At 68.9% G+C, this 24,449-nt stretch carries 17 protein-coding genes and 1 tRNA gene; 10 read left to right on the top strand and 8 right to left on the bottom strand.

Annotation, left to right across the window (positions count from 1 at the left end):
• Nucleotides 1-17 precede the first annotated feature (17 nt).
• Together WS57_RS10440 and WS57_RS10435 are read right to left on the bottom strand one after the other, a co-directional pair.
• Complete coding sequence (locus WS57_RS10440) at nt 18-1,958, bottom strand: sigma-54-dependent Fis family transcriptional regulator (RefSeq protein WP_059518891.1); 1,941 nt, start codon at nt 1,956-1,958, stop codon at nt 18-20.
• Between the two features lie 336 nt (nt 1,959-2,294).
• Nucleotides 2,295-3,788 (bottom strand): aldehyde dehydrogenase family protein, encoded by a 1,494-nt coding sequence (locus WS57_RS10435; RefSeq protein ID WP_059518893.1) that lies wholly within the window; start codon nt 3,786-3,788, stop codon nt 2,295-2,297.
• Nucleotides 3,789-4,236: 448 nt separating this feature from the next.
• Between WS57_RS10435 and peaA the strand changes: the two genes are divergently transcribed.
• The 8 genes from peaA (at nt 4,237) to WS57_RS10395 (ending at nt 15,286) form a co-directional block, all read left to right on the top strand.
• Entirely contained in the window at nt 4,237-5,844 is a 1,608-nt protein-coding gene (gene peaA, locus WS57_RS10430; protein ID WP_155741268.1) for a quinohemoprotein amine dehydrogenase subunit alpha, read from the top strand.
• A 71-nt stretch (nt 5,845-5,915) separates the two neighbouring features.
• Nucleotides 5,916-7,346, top strand: a complete 1,431-nt coding sequence (gene peaB / locus WS57_RS10425; protein ID WP_009689613.1) for a quinohemoprotein amine dehydrogenase maturation protein — start codon at nt 5,916-5,918, stop codon at nt 7,344-7,346.
• A 2-nt stretch (nt 7,347-7,348) separates the two neighbouring features.
• Entirely contained in the window at nt 7,349-7,672 is a 324-nt protein-coding gene (gene qhpC / locus WS57_RS10420) for a quinohemoprotein amine dehydrogenase subunit gamma (RefSeq protein ID WP_009689614.1), read from the top strand.
• Nucleotides 7,673-7,700: 28 nt separating this feature from the next.
• Nucleotides 7,701-8,819 (top strand): quinohemoprotein amine dehydrogenase subunit beta, encoded by a 1,119-nt coding sequence (gene peaD / locus WS57_RS10415; protein ID WP_155774283.1) that lies wholly within the window; start codon nt 7,701-7,703, stop codon nt 8,817-8,819.
• A gap of 34 nt (nt 8,820-8,853) precedes the next feature.
• Nucleotides 8,854-10,572, top strand: coding sequence for an AMP-binding protein (locus tag WS57_RS10410; protein ID WP_059518897.1), 1,719 nt, complete (start codon nt 8,854-8,856; stop codon nt 10,570-10,572).
• Between the two features lie 539 nt (nt 10,573-11,111).
• On the top strand, nt 11,112-13,343 hold the full coding sequence (locus tag WS57_RS10405; RefSeq protein WP_059518899.1) for a TonB-dependent siderophore receptor: 2,232 nt from the start codon (nt 11,112-11,114) through the stop codon (nt 13,341-13,343).
• Between the two features lie 58 nt (nt 13,344-13,401).
• A complete protein-coding gene (pnuC, locus tag WS57_RS10400; protein WP_059518901.1) occupies nt 13,402-14,034 on the top strand; it encodes a nicotinamide riboside transporter PnuC in 633 nt (210 codons plus the stop codon).
• A gap of 58 nt (nt 14,035-14,092) precedes the next feature.
• Nucleotides 14,093-15,286, top strand: a complete 1,194-nt coding sequence (locus WS57_RS10395) for a phosphotransferase enzyme family protein (RefSeq protein ID WP_069244156.1) — start codon at nt 14,093-14,095, stop codon at nt 15,284-15,286.
• A 13-nt stretch (nt 15,287-15,299) separates the two neighbouring features.
• Here WS57_RS10395 and WS57_RS10390 read toward each other — a convergent pair whose 3' ends face one another.
• A complete protein-coding gene (locus WS57_RS10390) occupies nt 15,300-16,595 on the bottom strand; it encodes an O-acetylhomoserine aminocarboxypropyltransferase/cysteine synthase family protein (protein WP_009691922.1) in 1,296 nt (431 codons plus the stop codon).
• Nucleotides 16,596-16,727: 132 nt separating this feature from the next.
• Between WS57_RS10390 and WS57_RS10385 the strand changes: the two genes are divergently transcribed.
• On the top strand, nt 16,728-17,396 hold the full coding sequence (locus WS57_RS10385) for an O-methyltransferase (RefSeq protein ID WP_069244155.1): 669 nt from the start codon (nt 16,728-16,730) through the stop codon (nt 17,394-17,396).
• Between the two features lie 83 nt (nt 17,397-17,479).
• Here the strand turns inward: WS57_RS10385 and WS57_RS10380 are convergent, their stop codons facing one another.
• The 5 genes from WS57_RS10380 to WS57_RS10360 form a co-directional block, all read right to left on the bottom strand.
• Nucleotides 17,480-18,625 (bottom strand): DUF1176 domain-containing protein, encoded by a 1,146-nt coding sequence (locus WS57_RS10380; protein WP_059518905.1) that lies wholly within the window; start codon nt 18,623-18,625, stop codon nt 17,480-17,482.
• Nucleotides 18,626-18,868: 243 nt separating this feature from the next.
• On the bottom strand, nt 18,869-19,681 hold the full coding sequence (locus WS57_RS10375) for a nucleotidyltransferase domain-containing protein (protein WP_009690495.1): 813 nt from the start codon (nt 19,679-19,681) through the stop codon (nt 18,869-18,871).
• A 54-nt stretch (nt 19,682-19,735) separates the two neighbouring features.
• Nucleotides 19,736-20,959 (bottom strand): RtcB family protein, encoded by a 1,224-nt coding sequence (locus tag WS57_RS10370; protein WP_059518907.1) that lies wholly within the window; start codon nt 20,957-20,959, stop codon nt 19,736-19,738.
• A 59-nt stretch (nt 20,960-21,018) separates the two neighbouring features.
• Nucleotides 21,019-22,161: a slipin family protein gene (locus WS57_RS10365; protein WP_059518909.1), complete on the bottom strand. Its 1,143-nt coding sequence runs from the start codon at nt 22,159-22,161 to the stop codon at nt 21,019-21,021.
• A 264-nt stretch (nt 22,162-22,425) separates the two neighbouring features.
• Nucleotides 22,426-22,496 (bottom strand) — tRNA-Phe (locus tag WS57_RS10360).
• A 335-nt stretch (nt 22,497-22,831) separates the two neighbouring features.
• On the opposite strand from WS57_RS10360, the gene rtcR reads away from it, so the two are divergent.
• Entirely contained in the window at nt 22,832-24,448 is a 1,617-nt protein-coding gene (gene rtcR, locus WS57_RS10355; RefSeq protein ID WP_069244154.1) for an RNA repair transcriptional activator RtcR, read from the top strand.
• Nucleotide 24,449 lies beyond the last annotated feature (1 nt).

Genomic DNA, 24,449 nt, shown 5'->3' with positions numbered 1-24,449 from the left:
CGAAGCCGCGCGCGGCATCATGGCTGCAGTCGCTTGAGCCGGCGATACAGCGTCGCGCGGCTGATGCCGAGCGTCTGCGCGGCAGCCGCGACATTGCCGCCGTGGCGCGCGAGCGATTCGCGGATCAGCTCGTCCTCGTGGCGGCGGATCAGCCCCGGCGAGCCGTCCGGCGGCGGACACACGCCGTCGATGAAGCCGTCGCACAGATGATCGAGGCCGAGCTCGTGCTCGTGATCGGCGCGCACGGCGAGCGCGGTGCGCAGCACCATTTCGAGCTGGCGGATGTTGCCCGGCCAGCGATGCTGGCGGAACACCTCGGCGAGCTCGGCGCTGATGCTTACCTGCGGCGCGCCGAGCCGCGCGAGCAGCGCGGCGACGATCAGGTCGACGTCGTCGCGTTCGCGCAGCGCGGGCAGCAACACGTTCACGCCGTGCACGCGGTAGTAGAGATCCTCGCGGAAGGTCTTGTCGTGCACCATCGTCTGCAGGTCGCGGTGCGTCGCGCAGATCACCGCGATGTCGACGGCCTGCTCGTCGCCCGCGCCGAGCGGCGCGACCTTGCGCTCCTGCAGCACGCGCAGCAGGCGCGCCTGCAGTTGCAGCGGCATGTCGCCGATCTCGTCGAGAAACAGCGTGCCGCCGTGCGCCTGCATCAGCCGGCCCGTCATGCCGCCCTTGCGCGCGCCGGTGAAGGCGCCGTCGCGATAGCCGAACAGCTCGGACTCGATCAGCCCTTCGGGAATCGACGCGCAGTTTACCGCGACGAACGGCTTGCCGGCGCGCACGCTCGCATCGTGCAGTGCGCGCGCGACGACTTCCTTGCCGGTGCCCGTCTCGCCCTGCACGAGCACGGGCAGCCCGTTGTTGAGGCCCTGCCGCGCCATCGTCAGCGCACGCAGCAGGCGCGGCTGGCGGCCCGCCAGCGCGGCGAGCGCGGCCGCGCCCGCATCGCTGCGCGCGTCGGCCGCCGGCGCCGGCGTCCTCGCGCGCAGCGCCGGCACGCGCGACGCGCGCGACGCGCGCGGCATGCGCAGCGCCTTGCAGTGGAACGCGGCGTCGACGCCTTCGACGCGCAGCATGCCGCCTTGCTCGGCGAATGCGATGAACGACGGCAGGCGCGCGGGCGACGCGTTTTCGCAGCGGCGGCCGACGAGCGTGTCGCGCGCGATGCCGAGCAGCTCGCACGCGTGCGCGTTGGCCGCGACGATGCGGCCGTCTTCCGCGACCGCGAGCACGCCGCTCCAGCTCGATTCGAGATAGGTGCGGCGCGGATGGAAGCGCAGCACGACATGCTCGGGGAAATACGCGTCGAACAGCCGCGTCTCGATATGGGTGGCCGCCGCGCTCATCAGCATCGACATCCCGTCGAGCGTGAGCGGCAGTTCGCCTTCGCGCGTCAGGTCGAGCACGCCGATCGTGTTGCCGTGCGGGTCGCGCAACGGCTGCGAGCGGCACGAGAAGCGGCTCAGCCGGCCGAGAAAATGTTCGCCGCTGTCGATCGCGACCGGACGGCCTTCGACGAGCGCGGTGCCGAGCGCGTTGGTGCCGCGCAGCGATTCGCACCAGCTCGCGCCGGCGCGGATGTCGCCGATGCCCATCGCGGCGAGGTGGCTCGCGTCGCCTTCGACCGACAGGATGGTTGCGCGCGCATCGGCCAGCAGGATCATCCCGTCGCGTCCGCAGCGCTCGGCGAGGAAGTCGAGCTCCGGCGCGGCCGCGTCGAGCAGCAGGCGGTTCGCGTCGCGCAGTTCGTCGAGATTGCAGAATTCATGCAGGTTCAGCCGCGCGTCGTCGTCCCAGCGCACGCCGTGGTCGAGGCTGCGCCGCCATGACTGGTCGATTTCGATGCGCAGGTAGCCTTGCGGAAGCACGCCGTCCGAACGCAGCCGTTCGCGAATCAGGCGGGCCGCTTGCAGCCGGTCCGGAACTCGTTGGCCGGAAGGGAAGTAGTCTTGCACGTCGCCCCTCCTCAGGAGATTGTCGGGCCGTCCGATCCGGCGCGGCCGCACGCAAAAAGGCCCGCCGAGTCTGGCATAAGCCCGGGCATAAATCCATCCGGTCAAAAACCTAAGACCCAGGCGGGACGCGGCGGCGCGGGCGATTCGCGGGCGCGTGTGCAGCGGCTGAGGAGAGGGGGCGACGTGCATGGCGATGGGCGGGGCGGACGGTTCGGGTGGCCGTCCTCGAACGGCATGGGTTCGCGTGGCGCGCCGGCGGGCCGTTCGCGCCCCCGTTGGCGACCCGTTTCCCGCCGAGCGGCGGACCACGGGCGGGGGCGCGGCCGCGCGCGGCGGCTATACGTTCATCAGCACCGATTTCAGCTCCGTGTAGTGCTCGATCGCGGCCGCGCCCATTTCGCGGCCGAAGCCCGACATCCGGTAGCCGCCGAACGGCAGCGCCGGATCGAGCGCGCTGTGGCAGTTGACCCACACCGAACCGGAGCGGATCTTCGGGATCATCCGGTGCGCGGCCGACAGGTCGTTGGTCCAGATGCTCGCGCCGAGCCCGTAGCGCGTGTCGTTCGCGAGACGGATCGCGTCGTCGATCGTGTCGAACGGCATCGCGACGAGCACCGGGCCGAAGATTTCCTCCTGCACGAGCGGGCCTTTCTGGTCGACGTCGACGAGCACGGTCGGCTTCACGAAGTAGCCGGGCCCGTATGCTTCGCCGCCGCATGCGAGCTGCGCGCCGAGTTCGCGGCCGCGCTCGATGTAGCCGGCCACGCGCTGCTGCTGCTTCAGCGAGATCAGCGGCCCCATGTCGACGCTCGGGTCGAGCGCGTTGCCGAGCTTCATGTTGCTCGCGATGTTCGCGACGTCGCCGACCACGCGGTCGAAGTGCTTGCGCTGCACGTACAGGCGCGAGCCTGCGCAGCACACCTGGCCGTGATTGAAGAAGATCGCGGTGGCCGCGCCCGCCGCCGCGACGGCCGGGTCGGCATCGGCGAACACGATGGTCGGCGACTTGCCGCCGAGTTCGAGCGTCACGCGCGTCATCGATTCCATCGCGGCCTTGCCGATCAGCTTGCCGACCTCGGTCGAACCCGTGAAGGTCAGCTTGTCGACGTCCGGATGCTGCGCGAGCGCGGCGCCCGCGTCGACGCCGGTGCCGGTCACGACGTTGAACACGCCGGCCGGGTAGCCGGCTTCCTGCACGAGCTGCGCGAGCCGCAGCGCGGTGAGCGGCGTTTCGTCGGCGGGCTTCAGCACCATCGTGCAGCCGGTCGCGAGCGCGGGGCCGAGCTTCCAGCACGCGAGCAGCAGCGGGAAATTCCACGCGACGATCGCGCCGACCACGCCGACCGCCTCGCGCCGGACGAAGCCGTGGAACTGGCTGTCGGGCATCAGCGGCATCGACACGTCGACGGTCGAGCCTTCGATCTTGGTTGCCCAGCCGGCCATGTAGCGCAGGAAGTCGATCGACAGTTGCACGTCCATCACGCGCGCGATCTGCGCGCTCTTGCCGTTGTTCACGCATTCGAGTTCGGCAAGCTGCTGCGCGTCGCGCTCGACCAGATCGGCGAGGCGCCACAGCAGGTTCTGCCGTTCGCGCGGCCGCATGCGGCTCCACGCGGAATCGTCGAAGGCCTGGCGGGCGGCGCGCACCGCGCGATCGACGTCGGCCGCGCCGGACGCCGGCACGCGGCACAGTTCCTCGCCGGTCGCGGGATTGCGGACCGCCAGCGTCGCGCCGCTTTCGGCGCCGAGCCACGCGTCGCCGATCAGCATCGACGGCGCGCGTGCGATGAACGTCTGGGTTTGCGGAAGTAAGGACAACGGTGCCTGCATGGAAGCTCCTCGCTCATCGGGGTTCGGGTGCCGAGCCGCGAAGCAGCTTCCATACCAAGCGTCGCGCGAACAAGCGGCGACGCGGCGTGCGAACCATGCGCGGCGGGGCGGCAGACGCGATGTGCGCACCATGGTGCGGCGCACCGGGTTCGCGCCGCGCCGGCCGCGCGTTGTCTCATTTTGAGAATCGGCGTGCAACGTGAGACGCGACATGCGGCGCGTGCGACGGCGATGCGTCGTGCGAAGCCGCCGCAAAGGCGTGCGAATGCCGGTTTGGCAAGCCGGTTTGAATCGGGATTTTCCCGAGCGTTCGCCGGTGAAAACGCGTGTTTTCCTTGTGGCGAACTCGACGCCGGCGATTGGCACGGCCTGTGCTTGAAGAGCATCCGACACGCGCCGCAGCGCTGGATGCCGGACGAATCGAGACCCCACGTAAAGGAGCAGAGCCTTGTTCAAGACTTTCATTCGACGCAGCAGGCCGCGCCGCGCGGCCGTGGCCGCCGCGGCCGCCGGCGCGCTTGCGCTGGCAGCCGGCGCGGCGCACGCGCAGGCCCAGGCGCCGCGCGATGCCCACGCGATCCTGAGCCAGACCTGCGCCGCCTGTCACGCGGCCGAGTCGAAGGATGCGTGGAGCCGCATCAGCCATCAGCGCAAGACGCCGGAAGGCTGGCTGATGACGATCGCGCGAATGCAGACGATGCACGGCCTGACGATCAGCGACGACGAGCGGCGCATTCTCGTCAAGTACCTGTCGGATACGCAGGGTCTCGCGCCGTCGGAGACGAAGGACTTCCGCTATGCACCGGAGCGCCGCCTGAACACGCAGGAGACGGCCGGCAACGATGAGTTCAGGCAGATGTGCGCGCGCTGCCATTCGGCTGCGCGTCCGCTGCTGCAGCGCCGCCCGGTCGCGGAATGGGACCGGCTCGTGAACTTCCACCTCGGGCAATGGCCGTCGATCGAGTATTCGGCGATGGGCCGCGATCGCGACTGGCTGAAGATCGCGCTGACCGAGATGGCGCCGATGCTCGCGAAGGACTACCCGTACGACAGCCGCGCGTGGACCGACTGGAAGCAGCATCATCCGCCCGCGACCGCGCTCGCCGGCACGTGGAGCTTCGGCGGCCACATGCCGGGCAAGGGCGACGCGTACGGCACGATGACCGTGAAGGGCGGTGCGGGCGATCGTTTCGACGTCGAACTGAAGGGGCGTTTCGCGGACGGCAGCCCGCTCGAAGGCACGGGCACCGCGACGCTCTATACGGGCTACGAATGGCGCGCGAGCGTGAAGGTCGGCGACACGACGATGCGGCAGGTGCTGATGGCGACCAACGGCGAGATGCGCGGCCGGATGTTCGACGATGCGCATGACGAGCGCGGTCTCGACTTCAGCGCGGCGAAGCTCGGCAAGCCGCACATCGTCGCGGTGCAGCCCGCCTACGTGAAGGCGGGCGCCGAGACCGACGTGACGATCGTCGGCGCGAACCTGCAGGGCGCGCCCGCGTTCGGCCCCGGCGTGACGGTCGCATCGGTGCTCGAACGCGCGCCCGGCTACCTGCGGGTGCGCGTGAAGGCGGCCGACGGCAGCGCGGCCGGCCCGCGCCGCGTGAGCGTCGGCGCCGCACAGGCGGACGGCTTCGCGGTCTATCGCGAGATCCGCGACGTGAAGGTCGAACCGGACTTCGCGGTCGCGCGCATCGGCGGCAACGGCGGCGCGACGCCGAAGGTCGAGGGCCGCTTCGACGCGGTCGCATGGGGCGTCGACGCCGCCGGCAAGCCGTTCCGCATCGGCGTGGTGCCGGCGCAATGGTCGGTCGCGCCGTTCGACGACCAGGCGAAGGGCGATCGCGACACGCAGTTCGCGGGCGTGATGCAGGCGTCCACGGGGATCTTCACGCCCGGCGACGCGGGGCCGAATCCCGCGCGCCGGATGGGCACCAACAACACGGGCAACCTGAACGTCGTCGCGACGGTGACCGACGGAGCGCGCACGCTGACTGGCACCGGGCACATGATCGTCGCGGTGCAGCGCTGGAACAATCCGCCGCTGCCCTGAGCGACGCCGCAACCGCTGGCGCCGGGCCGCGACGCGGCCCGGTCCGAATCGACGAACGCAAGGAGAATCCGATGAGCGCCCTGCTGAACGTGGTCGAACGCAACGTGCATGAAGTGCGGGTCGACGACGAGCGCCTGATGTTCCACGTGCCGAGCAGTTCGCTGTTCGCGGCCGATCGCGTGACGGCCGACATCCTCGACGCATTGCGCGCGAGCAGCTGCACGGCCGACGAGCTGTTCGCGCGGCTCGGCGGCCGCTCGCCGCGCGGCGAACTTGCCGAAACGCTCGGCGAGCTGATGGCCCTCGAGGTCGTCAGCGACGGCTCGCCGCTCACGCCCGAGATCGCGGTGAAGCGCGTCGAGCGCACCGCGATCGATACGGTCGTGCTGAACGTGAACACCGGCTGCAACCTGAGCTGCACGTATTGCTACAAGGAAGATCTCGATACGCCGTCCGCCGGGCGGCGGATGGATCTCGACACCGCGAAGGCGTCGGTCGAGATGCTGCTGAAGGAGTCGCCCGACCTGCCGCGCTACACGGTCGTGTTCTTCGGCGGCGAACCGCTCAGCAACCGCAAGCTGATCGAGACGATGGTCGAGTATTGCGAGCTGCGTTTCGGCGCGCTCGGCAAGCAGGTCGAATTCGTGATGACGACCAACGCGACGCTGCTGACCGAGGAGATCGTCGACTGGCTCGACGCGCATCGTTTCGGGCTGTCGGTCAGCATCGACGGGCCGCGCTCGATCCACGACCTGAACCGCCGCACGGTCGGCGGCGCCGGCACCTACGACGTCGTGCGGCGCAAGGTCGACATGCTGCTCGGGCGCTATCGCAGCCGGCCGGTCGGCGCGCGCGTGACGCTGACGAGCGGCGTGACCGACATCGAAGGAATCTGGGATCACCTGTTCAACGAGCTCGGCTTCGCGGAAGTCGGCTTCGCGCCCGTCACGTCCGGACAGCTCGACACGTTCAACCTGCAGCCCGACGAGCTCGCCCAGGTGTTCGCGAACATGAAGGCGCTCGGCCGCCGCTATCTCGCGGCCGCGCTCGAGCACCGCAACATCGGCTTCTCGAACCTGCACCAGCTGATCACCGACCTGCACGAAGGGCACAAGAAATCGCTGCCGTGCGGCGCGGGGCTCAAGATGCTCGCGGTCGATCACAAGGGCGACCTGAACCTGTGCCACCGCTTCACCGGCTCGACGCTGCCGACCTTCGGCAACGTGCGCGACGGCGTGGCGCAGACGCAGCTCAACGACTTCCTGTCGCAGCGCCTCGAACGCAGCGGCACCGGCTGCGAGACCTGCCGGATCCGCAACCTGTGCTCGGGCGGCTGCTATCACGAGAGCTATGCGCGCTACGGCGACCCCGCGCATCCGACCTATCATTACTGCGAGCTGATGCGCGACTGGATCGATTTCGGCATCGAGGTCTACAGCCGGATCGTCGCCGGCAATCCGGCGTTCATCGACACTTACCTCATTCCGCGGAAGGCGAACTGACCATGAAACATCTGAAGCCGCTCAACAACAAGGCGAGAAAGCTCGAAGAGGCCGCGCAGCAGGACCGGCTCGAGGAAGTCGTCGCGATGACGTCGGTCGCGGGCTGCACGTCGACCACCGATCCCGGCTGGGAGACCGACGTGTTCGGCGGCGTCGCATCGTTGTGCCAGCCGATGGAAGCCGACCTGTACGGCTGCTCCGACCCGTGCTGGTGGCCTGCGCAGGTGCCCGACATGATGAGCACCTATCCCGACTGGAACAAGCATGCGGCCGATTCCGGCACCGACTGGCGCCAGCTCGGCAGCGTGTTCCCCAAAGACAAGTGACCCACCCGGCTCCGAACAAGGATTTTCCATGCGATTCACGACACCCCTGAGCCGGGCGCTGCTCGCCGCGGCGCTCGCATCGGCCGCGACGCTGTCGGCCGCCGCCGACGGCCCGCTGCAGGCCGGACGCGAATACCTCGCCGTCACGAACTATCCGAACAACCTGACGGTGATCGACGCGGGCACCGACAGCGTCGTCAAGACCTGCACGCTGCCCGACGCGTTCGGGCCCGGCACGATCCAGATCAGCCCCGACCGCACGCGCGCGTACGTGCTGAACAATCACTACGGCGACCTGTACGGCGTCGATCTCGATTCGTGCAGGACCGTGTTCCATGCTGACCTTGCCGAGGCGGGCAACGAACGGGCGCGCGCGATGTTCTCGATCGCGCTGAGCCCCGACGGCAGCGAGATCTACAGCGTCGTCAACCCGACCCGGCTGAACCGCGACAGCTACGAGGTGCAGCCGCCGCGCCTGCAGGTGTACCGGACCGACGGCGGGCTCGACGCGAAACCGGTGCGCACGTTCGCGGCGCCGCGCCAGACGACGATGCTGCAGGCCGCCGACGACGGCTCGCTGTTTATCGTCGGCGCGGACATCTACCGGATGAATGCGCAGACGGGCAAGTACGACGTCGCAGTGCCGCTGCGCAACTGGAAGCGGCCGTTGTACGGGCAGCCCGACGTGCTGTACGTGTGGCCGCAGCAGCGTCCGCAGCATACGTTCAACCTGCTCTACACGGCCGACCGCTTCAAGGACGACAGGAAGGATCCGGCTTCCGCGCAGACGATGTACGGCTACATCGACATCGACCTGAAGTCGGGCAATGCGACGGTGAAGGATTTCGCGCCGGTGACCGAGGTGTATTTCACGGGCGGGTTGTCGCCGAAGGATCCGAACCTGATGTACGGCGTGCTGAACCGGCTGACGAAATACGACGTGAAGCACGAGAAGCTGATCGAGGCCGCGCCGCTCGATCACTCGTACTACTGCCTGTCGTTCAACCGCGCGGGCAGCAAGCTCTATCTGGCCGGCACGTTCAACACCGTCGCCGTGTACGACGCCGATACGCTGAAGAAGCTGAAGGACATCCGCGTGCCGGGCGGCGACATGGCGATCACGACCGCGCAGATGTTCACGCGATGACGAACGCACGGCGCAACCGATCAGGAGACCTTGCATGACTACCGTCATCGCAGACGGCGCGCCGCGCGACGGCCTGTCGATCGTGCGCGGCCGCACCGACGTGCCGCTGTCGGACGCGACCGTCGCCGCGCTGCTGCGCGACGCCGCCTCGCGCTTTCCGGCGCGGCCGGCTGTCGTGTTTCGCGAGCAGCAGGTGCGCTGGAGCTGGCGCGAGTTCGCGCACGAGGTTGATGTGCTCGCGGCGGGGCTTGCCGCCTTGGGGATTGCCAAGGGCGATCGCGTCGGCATCTGGTCGCCGAACCGCAGCGAATGGCTGCTCACGCAGTTCGCGACCGCGCGCATCGGCGCGATCCTCGTCAACATCAATCCCGCCTACCGGCTCGCGGAACTCGAATACGCGCTGAACAAGGTCGGCTGCCGCGCGCTGATCGCGGCCGAGCAGTTCAAGTCGTCGGCGTACCTGGAGATGCTGCAGGCACTCGCGCCGGAACTCGCGCATTGCGCGCCCGGCGAGCTGCGCGCGGCGCGGCTGCCCGAATTGCGCATCGTGATCCGGATGGGCGACGGCCACACGCCGGGCATGCTGCGCTATCCGGACGTCGTCGCGCAGGGCCGCGACACGCTCGACGTCGCGCGGCTCGATGCGCTCGGCGCGACGCTCGCGGCGACCGATCCGATCAACATCCAGTTCACGAGCGGCACGACCGGCAGCCCGAAGGGCGCGACGCTCACGCATCGCAACGTCGTCAACAACGCACGCTTCATCGCGATGGCGATGCGTTTCAGCGAGCAGGACGCGCTGTGCATCCCGGTGCCGCTCTATCACTGCTTCGGCATGGTGCTGGCCGTGCTCGCGTGCGTGTCGACCGGCGCGGCGATGGTGTTCCCGGGCGAGGCGTTCGACCCGGTCGCGACGCTCGCGGCGGTGGCCGAAGAGCGTTGCACCGCGCTGCACGGCGTGCCGACGATGTTCATCGCGGAACTCGATCACACTGAGTTCGCGAAGTTCGACCTGTCGACGCTGCGCACGGGGATCATGGCCGGCTCGCCGTGCCCGATCGAGACGATGAAGCGCGTCGTGTCGCAGATGCACCTGTCGGAGATCACGATCGCGTACGGGATGACCGAGACGAGCCCCGTGTCGTTCCAGAGCTCGACCGACGATCCGCTGGAGAAGCGCACGACGACGGTCGGGCGCATCCAGCCGCATCTCGAAGTGAAGATCGTCGATCCGGAAGGGAATATCGTGCCGGTCGGCGCGACGGGCGAGCTGTGCACGAAGGGCTATTCGGTGATGCTCGGCTACTGGGACGACGAGGCGAAGACGCGCGAGACGATCGTCGACGGCTGGATGCACACGGGCGATCTCGCGACGCTCGATGCGGACGGCTACTGCAATATCGTCGGCCGGCTGAAGGACATGGTGATTCGCGGCGGCGAGAACATCTATCCGCGCGAGATCGAGGAATTCCTGTTCCGGCATCCGAAGATCCAGAGCGTGCAGGTGTTCGGCGTGCCCGATCCGAAATACGGCGAGGAGCTGTGCGCGTGGATCGTGCTGCGCGCGGACGAGCAGATGAGCGAGGACGACGTGCGCGCGTTCTGTCACGGACAGATCGCGCACTACAAGATTCCGAAATACGTGTGCTTCGTCGACGAACTGCCGATGACGGTGACGGGCAAGGTGCAGAAGTTCGTGATGCGCCAGCAGATGATCGAAGCGCACGGGCTGAAGGCTGCCGATACCGCATAGCGCGGCCGCGGCGATCCGGCGTCGCCGCGCCGCCTTCCGCCGCGACGGTCGAAACCTTGTTCTCCCGGTTGTCGACCGCTTCGACGCGCCGACCGCCGCTGCCGGCGGTTTTCCCTGTCGCCCCGTCCGCCCGGGGTAAAATGCGCGCCGCGCCGCGATGTCGCGCGCGACCGGCAGCTTGCCGTTCCCCGGAGCGGCGCGCGCTGCACGCGTCGCATGCCGCGCCGTGGCGTCCGAAGCGTCCCCGCATGAAACGACTGCGCGATGCAGCCGACCGCACGATACGCGCCGACGAACGACCGCCGACACGCGGCGCCGGTTGCCGGCGCATCGCCTGAATCCGGTGTTTCCTCTTGCGTCCCCCGATCGGCCGGCATCCATGCGGCTTTATCGTCAGACGAATGGCGTCTGCGTGTGCGACCGGGCATGGAGATCGACGTGGCGGCGGAGACCGGCGGCGTATCGGCCGTGCGCTTCGCGGCTTCGTGACGGGCTTCGGCTTTCGACAGGGTTGAGTGGCGAGTTTTCCATCCAGAACAATGACGGTGAATAGAACAACAGCGTCGGCCGCACGGCGGCGGCGCGCGAATGTCGGGCTCGGCGTCGGTCTCGGCATCACGCTTCTCGCGGCGCAGGCCGCCGCGGCAGCGGGCGATGCGCCGGCGCCGGACGCCGATGCGACCGCCGGCGCGACACTGCCGACCATCACGGTCAACGGCGCGCGCGGCAGCACGTATCGCGCGCGCGACGCGTCGGTGGCCGGCCTCGACGACGCGCCGCTGCGCGACACGCCGGCCTCGGTGAGCGTCGTCACGCGCGCGCAGCTCGACGACCAGCAGGCGAAGCGGCTCAGCGACGTGGTGCGCAACGACGCGTCGGTCGTCAACGACTATGCGCCGGTCGGCTACTACGAAGGCTTCGCGATCCGCGGCTTCCCGGTCGATCTGGCGAGCGCGATCCGCATCGACGGGCTGACGGTGTCCGGCGAGCAGAACGTGCCGCTCGAGAACAAGGAGCGGGTCGAGATCCTGAAAGGGCTCGCGGGCATCGACAGCGGCGTGGTCGCACCGGGCGGCGTGATCAACTTCGTGACCAAGCGCTCCGCGAACGTCGCGAGCGTGACGACGGGCGTCGACAGCCGCGGCTCGACGTCGGCGGCGGTGGACCTCGGGCGTCGCTTCGGCCCCGACAATCAGTTCGGCTTCCGGATCAACGCCGCGAAGGAGAACATGCACTCGTATATCGACGGCACGAACGGACGGCGCACGTTCGGTTCGATCGCCGCCGACTGGGACATCAACCCGCGCGCGAGCCTGCAGCTCAACGCCGAATTCCAGCAGTGGATCCAGCGTTCCGCGCCCGGCTATCAGCTGCTCGGCGGCACCGTCGTGCCCTCGGTCAACACGACGTCGAAGGCGCTCGGCACGCAGCCGTGGGCGAAGCCCGTCACGACCGACGCGCTGAACCTGAATGCGCGCTTCGACTACCAGTTCAGCGACGACTGGCGCGCGTATGTCGCCGCGGGCCGCAGTCGCACGATGATCGACGACAACAGCGCGTTCGCGTACGGTTGCGCGTACGCACCGAGCTGCGCGGCCGGCGCGACCTCGCCGTTCTTCTTCGGCGCGAACGGCGACTACGACGTGTACGACTTCCGCAGCCCCGGCGAATATCGTCGCAACGACGACCTGCGCGCGGTGACGACCGGCAAGTTCTCGACCGGGCCGCTGCGGCACGAGCTGACGCTCGGCCTGAGCGTGCAGCGTCGCGTCGTGCACATGGCGGACGCGGTGTACGACTACGTCGGCAGCGAGAACATCTACGGTCCCGATATCGCGTTTGCGCCGTCGCCGAACGTGGCGGGCCCGTCGTATCCGCAGCTCGATGCGTGGCAGTACGGGGTGTTCGGGCTCGACCGCATCAGCCTCGGCGAACACTGGCAGGTGCTCGCGGGCGGCAAGGAAGTGCTGCTGCGTCAGCGCAGCTGGGACAGCCTCGACGGCCCGGCGACGCATACCGACCGCTCGGTGTTCCTGCCGCAGGTCGCGCTCGTCTACAAGCCGGTGAACGCGTTGTCGCTGTACGCGTCGTACAGCAAGGCGCTGTCGCTCGGCGACCAGGCGCCGGTGCGCGCGACCAACGCATATGCGTTCCTGCCGCCGGTCGAATCGCATCAGGTCGAACTCGGCGCGAAATACGACTGGCTCGACCGGCTGAGCCTCACGGCCGCCGTGTTCTCGATCAGCAAGCCGTTCCAGTTCGCCGATCCGGATGCGTCGGGCGCCAGCTATACGTTCGTGCAGCGCGGCACGCAGCGGCACCAGGGGATCGAACTCGGCGCGGCGGGCCAGCTGACGCGGCGGCTGTCGCTGACGGCCAGCGTCGCGGCGATCCGCGCCCGCGCATACGATTCGGGTTCGCCCGCCTACGAAGGCCACCAGATCATCAACGTGCCCGCGCTGCGCGCGTCGCTGTACGCGGACTACGCGGTGCCGCAGGTCGCGGGCCTGAACGTGCTCGGCGGCGTCGAGTACAGCGCGGCCCGCAACGCGAACGAGGAGGGCACCGCGCGCGTGCCGTCGTGGTTCGTGTTCAATCTCGGCGCACGCTACACGACGAAGATCGCGGGCCATCGCACGGTGCTGCGCGTGTCGGTGGACAATCTGTTCAACAAGTTCTACTGGCGCGATGCGGGCGAGCAGCAGGGCGACGCGTACCTGTTCCCGGGCGCGCCGCGCACGGCTCGCGTATCGTTGACCTATGATTTCTGACCGGCCGGCGCCGGCCGCCTGAGCGGCGGCCCATCGGCCCCACTGGAGAGCACGGACGATGTCCCCACTCGAAATCGCCGGCGTGATCGTCAGCGCGCTCGCGATCTGGCTGACCGCGAAGCGGCGCATGCTGTGCTGGCCGGTCGGCCTCGCGTCGGTCGCGCTGTACGGCTGGATCTTCTTCGACGCGAAGCTGTACTCGGACATGCTGCTGCAGGGCGCGTTCGCGGTGCTGCAGGTATACGGCTGGCAGCGCTGGCTCGCGCAGCGCGCGCGGGAGGCGAGCGGTGGCGCGGCGCCGGCGGGCGACGTGGCGCCCGTCACGGGCGTGCGGCCGCGCCAGATGCTGCCCGACCTGATCGCGGCCGTGGTCGGCAGCGCGCTGCTCGGCGGGATGATGGCGCGCTGGACCGACGCGGCGCTGCCGTTCGTCGACGCGTCGCTGACCGCGTTCAGTCTCGTCGCGCAATACTGGACCGCGCGGCGCTATATCGCGTCGTGGGGGCTGTGGATCGTCGTGAACGTCGTGTACGTCGGGATGTTCGTGTTCAAGGAGCTGTATCTGACGGCCGGGCTCTATGCGCTGTTCATCGGGCTGGCGGTGGTCGGCTGGCGCGACTGGAGCCGGACCGCCGACGCGCTGCGCGCGGCGGGCAGGTCCACGCTCGCGGCGGGCGACGGCGCGCGCTGAGTCGCGCGGGTTCGCGCCGCGGTTCGCGCGATGATTCGTTTACGGAGCTAGGTCGTTCATGTCATTTCCTCTCGAACCGGACGGGCCGGTATCGCGCGACATCGCGCCGCCGCAATTCGGCGTCGACGGCGAGCAGGCCGAACGCGACTGGCCGCTGATGACGCACGACGAAGTCGCGGCGGTGCTCGCGCGCATCGACGGCGCCGGCGAGCCCGAGCAGCTGACATGGCACAGCCCGCGGCCGTTCTCGGCGGCCGCGCTGGTGCGCATGGCGGCCGGTCGCACGCCGCTGTTCGTCAAGCGTCATCACGTGAGCCTGCGCGATGTCGCGGGGCTCGAGGAAGAGCATCGCTTCATCGCGCATCTGCGCGCGCACGGTTGCCCGGTGCCGGAAGTGCTCGCGGCGCGCGGCGGCGCGACGGCGTTTGCATGCGGCGACTGGACCTACGAGGTGCACGTGGTCGCGCCGGGCGTCGACGCCTATCGCGGCGTGATGTCGTGGAAGCCGTTCATGCATCCGTCGCATGCGCATGCGGCCGGCCAGGCGCTGGCCCGCCTGCATCGCGTGTCGGCCGGCTACGACGCGCCTGCGCGGCCGGTGCGCACGCTGCTGTCGAGTTTCCGCGTGCTGTCGTGCGCCGATCTCGCGGGCGCGCTCGAACGCTGGGTCGACGCGCAGCCGCTGCTGGTGCGCGCGCTCGGCGCACGCGACTGGCGCGGCGACGTGGCCGACGCGATCGGCCCGTATCATGCGCGCCTCGCGCCGCTGCTGCCCGCGCTCGCACCGCTGTGGACGCACGGCGACTGGCATGCGTCGAACCTGCTGTGGAGCGGCGCCGAGCCGGGCGCGCAGGTGCAGACCGTGCTCGATTTCGGCCTGTCGGATCGCACCTGCGCGGTGATGGACCTCGCGCTCGCGATCGAGCGCAATGCGATCGACTGGCTCGCGCCGGCCGACGCGCGCCGCATCGAGTACGCGCAGATCGACGCGCTGCTCGACGGCTACGAAGCGCTCGAACCGCTGAGCGACGACGCGTATGCGGCGCTGGTGGCGCTGCTGCCGATCGTGCATACGGAGTTTGCGTTGTCGGAAGTCGCGTATTTCGGCTGCATCGTCGATGCGCCGGAGATCGTCGACATCGCGTACGACGGCTATCTGCTCGGCCACGCACGCTGGTTCGGCGAACGCGACGGGCGGCAGCTGCTCGACTGGCTCGCGCAGCGCCGCCGTGCGGGACGCGGCGGCGCGTGACGCACGCGCCGCGTCACACCTGCGCAAGCGCCTGATCCAGATCGGCGAGCAGATCGTCGATATGCTCGATGCCGATCGACAGCCGCACCGTTTCCTCCTTCACGCCGGCCTTCGCAAGCTCGGCCGGCGACAGTTGCCGGTGCGTCGTCGAGGCCGGATGCGTCGCGAGCGACTTCGTGTCGCCGATATTGACGAGCCGCGTGAACAGCTGCAGCGCGTCCTGGAACTTCGCGCCGCCCGCGCGGCCGCCCTTCACGCCGAAGGTCAGGATGCCCGGCGCGCGGCCGGACAGATAGCGCGCCACCAGCGGATGGTCCGGATGATCGGGCAGGCCCGCATAGTTCACCCATTCCACCTGTTCGTGATGCGCGAGATGCTGCGCGATCTTCAGCGCGTTGTCGCTGATGCGGTCGATGCGCAGCGCGAGCGTCTCGATGCCCTGCAGGATCTGGAATGCGTTGAACGGCGAGATCGCCGCGCCCATGTTGCGCAGCGGCACGACGCGCGCGCGGCCGATATACGCGGCCGGCCCGAACGCTTCCGTGTAGACGACGCCGTGATAGCTGACGTCCGGCTCGTTCAGCCGCTTGAAGCGGTCCGCATGCTCGGCCCACGGGAACTTGCCCGAATCGACGATCGCGCCGCCGAGGCTCGTGCCGTGGCCGCCGAGATACTTCGTCAGCGAATGCACGACGATGTCCGCGCCGTGCTCGAACGGGCGCAGCAGATAGGGCGACGGCACCGTGTTGTCGACGATCAGCGGGATGCCGTGACGATGTGCGATGTCCGCGAGCGCGGCGATGTCGGTGATGTTGCCGAGCGGGTTGCCGACCGATTCCGCGAAGATCGCCTTCGTGCGCGCGTCGATCAGCGGCTCGAACGAGGCCGGGTCGCGCGGATCGGCGAAGCGCGTCGTGATTCCGTATTGCGGCAGCGTATGCGCGAACAGGTTGTAGGTGCCGCCGTACAGCGAACTCGCGGACACGATGTTGTCGCCGGCCTCGGCAATCGTCTGGATCGCATAGGTGACGGCCGCCTGGCCGGAGGCGAGCGCCAGCGCGCCGATGCCGCCCTCGAGCGCGGCGATGCGCTGTTCGAGCACGTCCGTCGTCGGGTTCATGATCCGCGTGTAGATGTTGCCCTGGACCTTCAGGTCGAACAGGTCCGCGCCGTGCTGCGTGTCGTCGAATGCGTACGCAACGGTCTGGTAGATCGGCACCGCGACCGCGCGCGTGGTCGGGTCGGGGCGATAGCCGCCGTGCACGGCGAGGGTTTCGAGACGCCACTTCGAAGAGGCCTGTTCGGTCATGGGTGCTCCGTCTGTTGTTGTGATGGTTCGGCGATTATATGGGCCCGTGGCGTGCCGACTTAGAACGAATGGTTCGTTGCTTATTGGCGTGCGGTGCATAGAATGGCCTTTTCCGCAGACGAAAGGTGCGTGATGGATCAGGATCAGTGGAACCAGGTGGACGCCTATTTCTCCGCGACGCTCGTGCCGTCCGACGATGCGCTCGACGCGGCGCTGGCGGCGAGCGAAGCGGCCGGACTGCCGGCGATCAACGTCGCGCCGAACCAGGGCAAGCTGCTGCAGCTGCTCGCGACGATTCGCGGCGCGCGGCGCATTCTCGAGGTCGGCACGCTCGGCGGCTACAGCACGATCTGGCTGGCGCGCGCATTGCCGCCCGGCGGCCGGCTCGTGACGCTCGAGCTGAATCCGGCGCATGCGGAGGTCGCGACGCGGAACGTCGCGCGCGCGGGGTTCGCGCAGGCGGTGTCGGTCGTCGTCGGCAGCGCGAAGGAGAGTCTTGTGCGGCTCATTGCCGACGGCGAGGCGCCGTTCGATTTCATCTTCATCGACGCGGACAAGGACAACAACCGCGCCTATCTCGATGCCGCGCTGAAGCTGTCGCGGCCGGGCACGGTGATCGTCGTCGACAACGTCGTGCGGCGCGGGCGCGTGGCCGATTCCGACAACCGCGATCCGGATGTCGTCGGCGTGCGCGAAGGGTTCGCGCGCATCGCCGCCGAGCCGCGGCTCACGACGACGGCCGTGCAGACCGTCGGGCAGAAGGGCTGGGACGGGTTTTCGATTTCGATCGTCGGCGAGTGACAGGCATTGACGGGCGATTGACGGGCGAGGGCGCGTAGCGGGTAGACGCGTCCGCGGCCGGCATGCGCGCGACGACGTTCGCGTCAGTGCCGGTTTTCCGTCGCGCCGGCCGTTCGATACAGGCGCGCCCACTGATCGGGGAACATCCCGTTGCAGGTGCCGTTCGTCGCGACATCGCTCAGCACGAAGCGGCGCCCGTCGAAGATCCACGACGCGCTCGAGCCGCAATCGCCGGCGCTGCGCAGCCGGACGAGGCTCGACAGCGTCGCGTCGGCGGGATCGTAGCTGGCCTGGGTCAGCTCGTTGACGAACGAGGCCGAATCGAGTCCCGCGTTCGCGTTCTCGCCGAAATCCACCGGCGTCGGCGCGTACGGCGGCGATCGGCGCACGCGATACCAGAGGTCGGTATGGTTGTACATGCTGCTCGTCTGGCACGGGATCGACACGAGCGCCTCGTCGGCGGACAGCGATGTCGCCTGCGATGCCTGGCGGCGGGCCTGCGGCGACATCTCGTCTTCCATGTCGGCCGCGCAGCGCTTCACGTCGCCGCCGAATTTCGCCAGCACCGCATCGACGAGCGGGCGCTGTTCGGCCGCCGACAACCGGGCAGCGGGCGGCGCGGGCGTCGGTGCGGCAGGCAGCGCCGGCGCGGCGGGCACCGCTGCGGCGGGCCGGCCGCCCTTGCGCAGCAGCGCGGTGACGGTGCCGATGCGGCCTTGCGTATCGTCGATCAGCAGCAGCGCGGCGTTCAATCCCGACAGGGAAAGACTCGGCGTCGCAGCCGATGCCGGATCGCCGAAGCTCAGCGTCTGCGCGTTGCGCGACGCGCCGAGCCATGCATCGATCGTCGCGGCGTCGTCGGTGCGGACGTGGAACGGATACGTCCGGTCGTTCGCGTGGTCGTCGGACGCCTGCCAGCGGGTGGGCGCCACGTCGAACGGGCGGCCGTCCACGCGGGCGGCATGCAGATCGAGCGGGGCCGTCGCGAAGAGCTCCAGCGACGCTTGCGCGTCCGGGCCGGCATCGCGCGTCAGGCGCACGATCAGGCCGGTGCGCGAATCGAGATCGTCGCCGCCGCTTTCGGCAATGCAGCGGCGGGTGTTGTCGCAGACGACGGACCAGTTCCGGAAGGTCCGGTCGATCGAATGCTGCGCGGACTGATGCGCGTGGGCGGTGAGCGACGGGGCGAGCAGGGTGGCGGCGATGGCGAGCGAAAGGCGGCGAAACATGGCGGTTCGTATCGACGAGGGGCGGGAAAGCAGAAGCGGCCCGGCAGTCGGCGTATCGTAAGCAAGCCCTACGCGTCGGGCCGGACAACGTCGAGTATAGCCGCTAGCCTCGTCGCGATCGGCTTCGGTCCGTGCGGTGCCGGGCCGCGCGCAGGCATGCGCGTTGCTGCGGCGAGCGGCGTCGCGCCCTGCGCGCATCGGGCGAAACGGCGCGATACCCGCAGGCATCGCGCCGTTCGCGCTTCATCGATGAGCGAGCACGTCGCGCAGGAACGCGTCGAGCATCGCGACGTCGCCCGACGGCCGCTTGTATTCGCGGTCGTGCGCGGCGTCGGCGAGCATCGACTCGATGAGCGCGTGGAGCGCAGGGCGACGCGGCCCGTATTCGCTTTCGTTCGCGCTCATCTTCAGCGCGAGCAGCGCATCGAGCTCCGCGCGCACCGCCGGCTCGTGCACGGTGCCGGCGACGAGATCCGCGAAGCGCATCGGCGGCATCCCGAGCCCCATGTCGATCCAGCGCACCGCGAGCAGCGGCCGCAGCACGTACAGATACTTCTTGTAGCGCACCGTGTCGCCTTGCAGATAGCCGCGAAAGTTCTTCTTCGCCATCGCGAGATAGTGATGCCGCCCGCGCAGCGGCGCAAAGAACGCGCCGGCCAGCGACCTGAGCCGTGGCGCCCAGCGCGGATCCTCGCGATAGACGACCGGCGAGTCGAGCCATTCGAGCAGCGTCGGATTCGACCGGTGCAGCAATTGCAGCGCCTTGCGCAACTCCCAGCCGCTGACGTCGAGCTCGTCGTCGAGCGGCCGCTCGATCACGTCGCGCTGCGCTTCGACGCGCAGATACCAGTCGCGCCGATGCACGTAGACGAAGCGCACGTCGTAATCGCTGTCCGGCGACGCGAAGCCCCAGCCGCGGCTGCCCGATTCGCAGGCGAACAGCACGCTCACGTCGTGACGGCGCTCGACATCCGCGAGCTCCGCCATCACGCGCGCCCGCACGGCCGGTTCGACCGGATGCGCGCTGCGCACGGGTTTCAAGGTTTCCTTGTTCATCGTTGTCGTTTTCCTTCGTTGTGCGCGGCCGCCGGCCATCGGCCGCGCACCGCGCTATCCTTTCACGCACACCACCTGCCGCAGCGTATGCATTACTTCGACGAGGCTGCGCTGCGCCGCCATCACCGCGTCGATGTCCTTGTAGGCCATCGGGATTTCGTCGACGACGCCCGCGTCCTTCCGGCATTCGACGCCTTGCGTCGCCTTCACCTGGTCGTCGACGGTGAAGCGGCGCTTTGCTTCGGTCCGGCTCATCGTGCGGCCCGCGCCGTGGCTGCACGAGCAGAAGCTTTCCGCGTTGCCGAGCCCGCGCACGATGAAGCTTTTCGCGCCCATCGAACCCGGAATGATGCCGAGCTGCCCCTTCTGCGCGGACACCGCACCCTTGCGGGTCACGAGGACGTCCTGGCCGAAGTGGCGTTCGCGCTGCACATAGTTGTGGTGGCAGTTCACCGCGTGCTCGTCGATCGCGAACGGCTTGCCGATCGCGCCGCGCGCCGCATCGATCACGGCTTCCATCATCAGCTGACGGTTGCGGCGCGCGTAGTCCTGCGCCCAGCCGACCGCCTCGACGTAGTCGTCGAAGTGCCGGCTGCCCTCGTTGAAATACGCGAGGTTGCGGTCCGGCAGGTTCGCGATGTGCTGCCGCATGTCGGCCTGCGCGAGCTCGATGAACAGGCTGCCGATCGCATTGCCGACGCCGCGCGAGCCGCTGTGCAGCATGAACCACACGCGGTCCGCTTCGTCGATGCACACTTCGATGAAGTGGTTGCCGGTGCCGAGCGTGCCGAGATGCGCGTAATGGTTGGTCTTTTCCAGCTTCGGGTACTTGTCGACGATCCGCCGAAAGCCCGGCAGCAGCGACTGCCATACATCGGCGACGGTCGCCGGCGCGCGGTCGCCCCAGGCACCCGGATCTCGCCGGCCCGGCGCGCGGCCGTGCGGCACCGCGCGTTCGATCGCGCTGCGCAGGCCCGCGAGCGAGTCCGGCAGATCGGACGCGCTCAGCGTCGTGCGCGCGGCCATCATGCCGCAGCCGATATCGACGCCGACCGCGGCCGGAATGATCGCGCCCTTCGTCGGAATCACGCTGCCGATCGTCGAGCCCTTGCCGAGGTGCACGTCCGGCATCACCGCCACGTGCTTGAAAATGAACGGCATCTGCGCGGTGTTGCGCAGTTGCGTGCGCGCGTCTTCCTCGACGGCGACGCCGTTCGTCCACATCTTCACCGGCTTGCCGTTCGCCAGCTCCATCACCTGATAATCCGTTTCACTCATTGGCTTCACCTGATTCCATCGTTCATCGCGCGCGGCGCCGATGCGCCGCGCCGTTGCATTCACTGCGCACCCTTGATGCTGACGAGTCCGTTCAGCACCTGGTCGAGACCGCCGAACACCGAGATGCGGTCGATCCGTTCCGCGACGCGCTCGAGCGTTTCCAGCTCCTTGAGCCGCAGCGCGGTCGGGTTCTCTTCCATCACCTTCGCCGTGTTCAGCAGCGAACGCGTCGCGGCCGTTTCCTCGCGGCGGCGAATCACGTTCGCCTGCGCGGCCTTCTCGGCCTCGACCACCTGCGCGAGGATCGTCTTCATGTCGCCGGGCAGCACGATATCCTTCACGCCGACACTGCGCACCTCGACGCCCGAATTCGCGAGCCGGGCGCGCACCTGCGCGATCACGACCTCGTCGATCGCCTGCTTGTCTTCCAGCAGCTCGTCGAGCGAGCGCGTGCCGACGGCCGCGCGCAGCGCGAACTGCAGCTCGCGATACAGGTGCTCGACCGGTTTCTGCAACTGGCCGAACGCGTGCAGCACGTCCGCATAGCACCACGTTGCCGACAGGTTCAGCCGCAGCGCGACCTTGTCGCGCGTCAGGATTTCCTGCCCGCCGACTTCGACCGACTGCACGCGCAGGTCGACGTACTCGACCGCGACGTCGCGGTTGAAGCGCCAGAACGCCGACAGCCCGGGATCGAGCAGCCGCTCGACCTTGCCGTCGATCTTCAGCACGCCGACGTGGTACGCCGGCACCTGCGCCAGCAGCACGCCCGTCAGGCCCGCGACGCCGCGCGCACGCAGCGCCGGCTGCGCGAGGCGCTTCGCCAGCGCGGCCGGCAGCATGCTGTCCTGCGACAGGTCGACACGCTCCAGCCGATGCGCGATCAGGCCGCGCCAGTACAGGCGACGCGTGCCGGGCGGCAGGATCTCGACGAGCACGTCGTCCTCGTAGCGCAGGCCCGCTTCGTCGTCGGCCAGATCCATCGCGACGAAGTGCTGCGCGAGCACGTCCGCAGCGTCGTGACGCAGGTAGTCGGCCAGTGCCGCGTCGGCGAGCGGCGCATCGAGGCGCGCGGTCTGCACCGACAGACGCTTGAACGGATCGAAGGCCCGGAACACGCCCGGTTCGAGCACCTTCACGAAATCGCCCTCGTTCATCAGCAGCGCGCGTTCGTTCTTTTTCACTACATGACGCTTCCACATATTCTTGTCCTTTTCTTCGATGACCGCCGGGCGGCACGCATCGCACGGATCGGGGCGCGACGCGACCGGGCGGGCGGCGCGGGGGCCGGCGCCTGCGTTCACGGCGACACCGGTTGCTTCGTGTCGCGATGCGCGCTGGCGCAGGCCGTCCGGCCGCCCGGCCGCCCGGCCGGTCGCGCGGAACCGCAACCGGTCCGACACGCGGCGGGCCTCGCGGCCCGCGCCGGCGGGTACTGCTGTTTCAAGAGATTGTCCTTGCGGACAATGTTCGAGCGGGAATCGAACCCGCTACACGCCGGCTTTCGCCGGCTGCTCTACCCATGAGCTATCGAACGGTGGGCGCCCCGGGAGTCGAACCCGGGCGCGGCACCATGCGCGCCCCTTTGCCTTCGTCTGTCCATGGCGGCATGCGCTGCCGCGACGAATCGTGTTCGGCGGCGGCGCACCAGCAAGGCTTGCGAACCTTCACTCGCGGGCCAGCGGGACATCCGGCGCTTTCTATTTAGCGAGGAGCGTGCCAGCGGGTGTCGCGGCGCACGGAATAATTTTCAAGTCGTTGAATCGGAAGGGAAATTGCCTGAGACCGGCGCGTGGTGCGAAGCGCCGTCGGCGAAATGCGCTCGCGAAAATCCGATACAATCGGATCGCTTCTTATCTTGTGGGATAAAAAATGCGCAAGACCGTCGCGATCGGTTTTCTCGGCACCGTGCTCGACCAGGCCGGCGGTGTGCAGCGCCGCTGGCGCAAGTGGCGGCCGACGGTCTCACTGTGCGACCAGCCCGACCTGCCGATCGACCGGCTCGAACTGCTGCATCCGCCGAGCTATGCACGGCTCGCGAACCGCGTGAAGGAGGATATCGAACGCATCTCGCCGCACACCGAGGTGCGCCCCGTGCCGGTCGCGATTCGCGATCCGTGGGATTTCGAGGAGGTCTATGCGACGCTGCACGACTACGCGCGCGCGTATCCGTTCGACCTCGACCGCGAGGACTACCTGATCCACATCACGACCGGCACGCACGTCGCGCAGATCTGCTGGTTCCTGCTCGCGGAGGCGCGCTATCTGCCGGCACGCCTCGTGCAGACGGGGCCGCCGCAACAGACCGACGAGGGGCCGAGCGGGCCGGGCACGGTGTCGGTGATCGATCTCGACCTGTCGCGCTACAACCGGATCGCACAGCGCTTCACGCGCGAGCGCGACGAGACGGTGTCGTTCCTGAAGGCCGGTATCGCGACGCGCAACGCGCGCTTCAACGCGCTGATCGAGCAGCTGGAGCGCGTCGCGGTGCGCTCGCGTGCGCCGATGCTGCTGGTCGGGCCGACGGGCGCCGGCAAGTCGTTTCTCGCGAAGCGCGTGTACGAGCTGAAGCGCGCCCGCCATCGGCTCGCGGGGCCGTTCATCGAGATCAACTGCGCGACGCTGCGCGGCGATGCCGCGATGTCGACGCTGTTCGGTCACGTGAAGGGTGCGTTCACGGGCGCGCAGTCCGCGCGCGCGGGGCTGCTGCGTGCGGCCGACGGCGGCCTGCTGTTTCTCGACGAGATCGGCGAACTCGGGCTCGACGAGCAGGCGATGCTGCTGAAGGCGATCGAGGAGAAGCGCTTCCTGCCGGTCGGCGCGGATGTCGAGGCGAGCAGCGATTTCGAGCTGATCGCCGGCACGCATCGCGACTTGCGGCAGATGGTGGCCGCCGGCACGTTCCGCGAGGATCTCTATGCGCGGATCAATCTGTGGACCTATGAACTGCCGGGGCTGGCCGAGCGGCGCGAGGACATCGAGCCGAACCTCGAATTCGAGCTCGACCGCTTCGGTCGCGAGCAGGGCGAGCAGGTGCGCTTCAACGTCGAGGCGAAGCGGCGCTATCTCGCGTTTGCGACGTCGCCGCGCGCGGCGTGGGCCGGCAATTTCCGCGAGCTGTCGGCGTCGGTCACGCGGATGGCGACGCTGGCCGACGCGGGCCGCATTACCGAGGCCATCGTGGAGCAGGAGGTCGAGCGGCTGGCGCGCACGTGGTCCACGCCCGACGGCGCGGGCGCGGACGCGCGCGTCGACGCGGTGCTCGGCGCACGCGCGGCGGAACTCGACCTGTTCGACCGCGTACAGCTCGAGCGCGTGCTCGAGGTGTGCTGCGGGTCGGCGAGTCTGTCGGAAGCGGGGCGCACGCTGTTCGCGGTGTCGCGGCAGGGCAAGAAGCAGCCGAACGATGCGGATCGCCTGCGCAAGTATCTCGCGCGATTCGGGCTCGACTGGGATGGCGTCCGGCAGGCGCTCGACGTCGTGCGGTAGG

Origin of the sequence: Burkholderia pseudomultivorans (genome assembly GCF_001718415.1) — a bacterium.
Lineage (GTDB): Bacteria > Pseudomonadota > Gammaproteobacteria > Burkholderiales > Burkholderiaceae > Burkholderia > Burkholderia pseudomultivorans_A.
The sequence above is the reverse complement of the archived record's forward strand: the minus strand, read 5'-3'. Positions and strand labels throughout refer to the sequence as shown.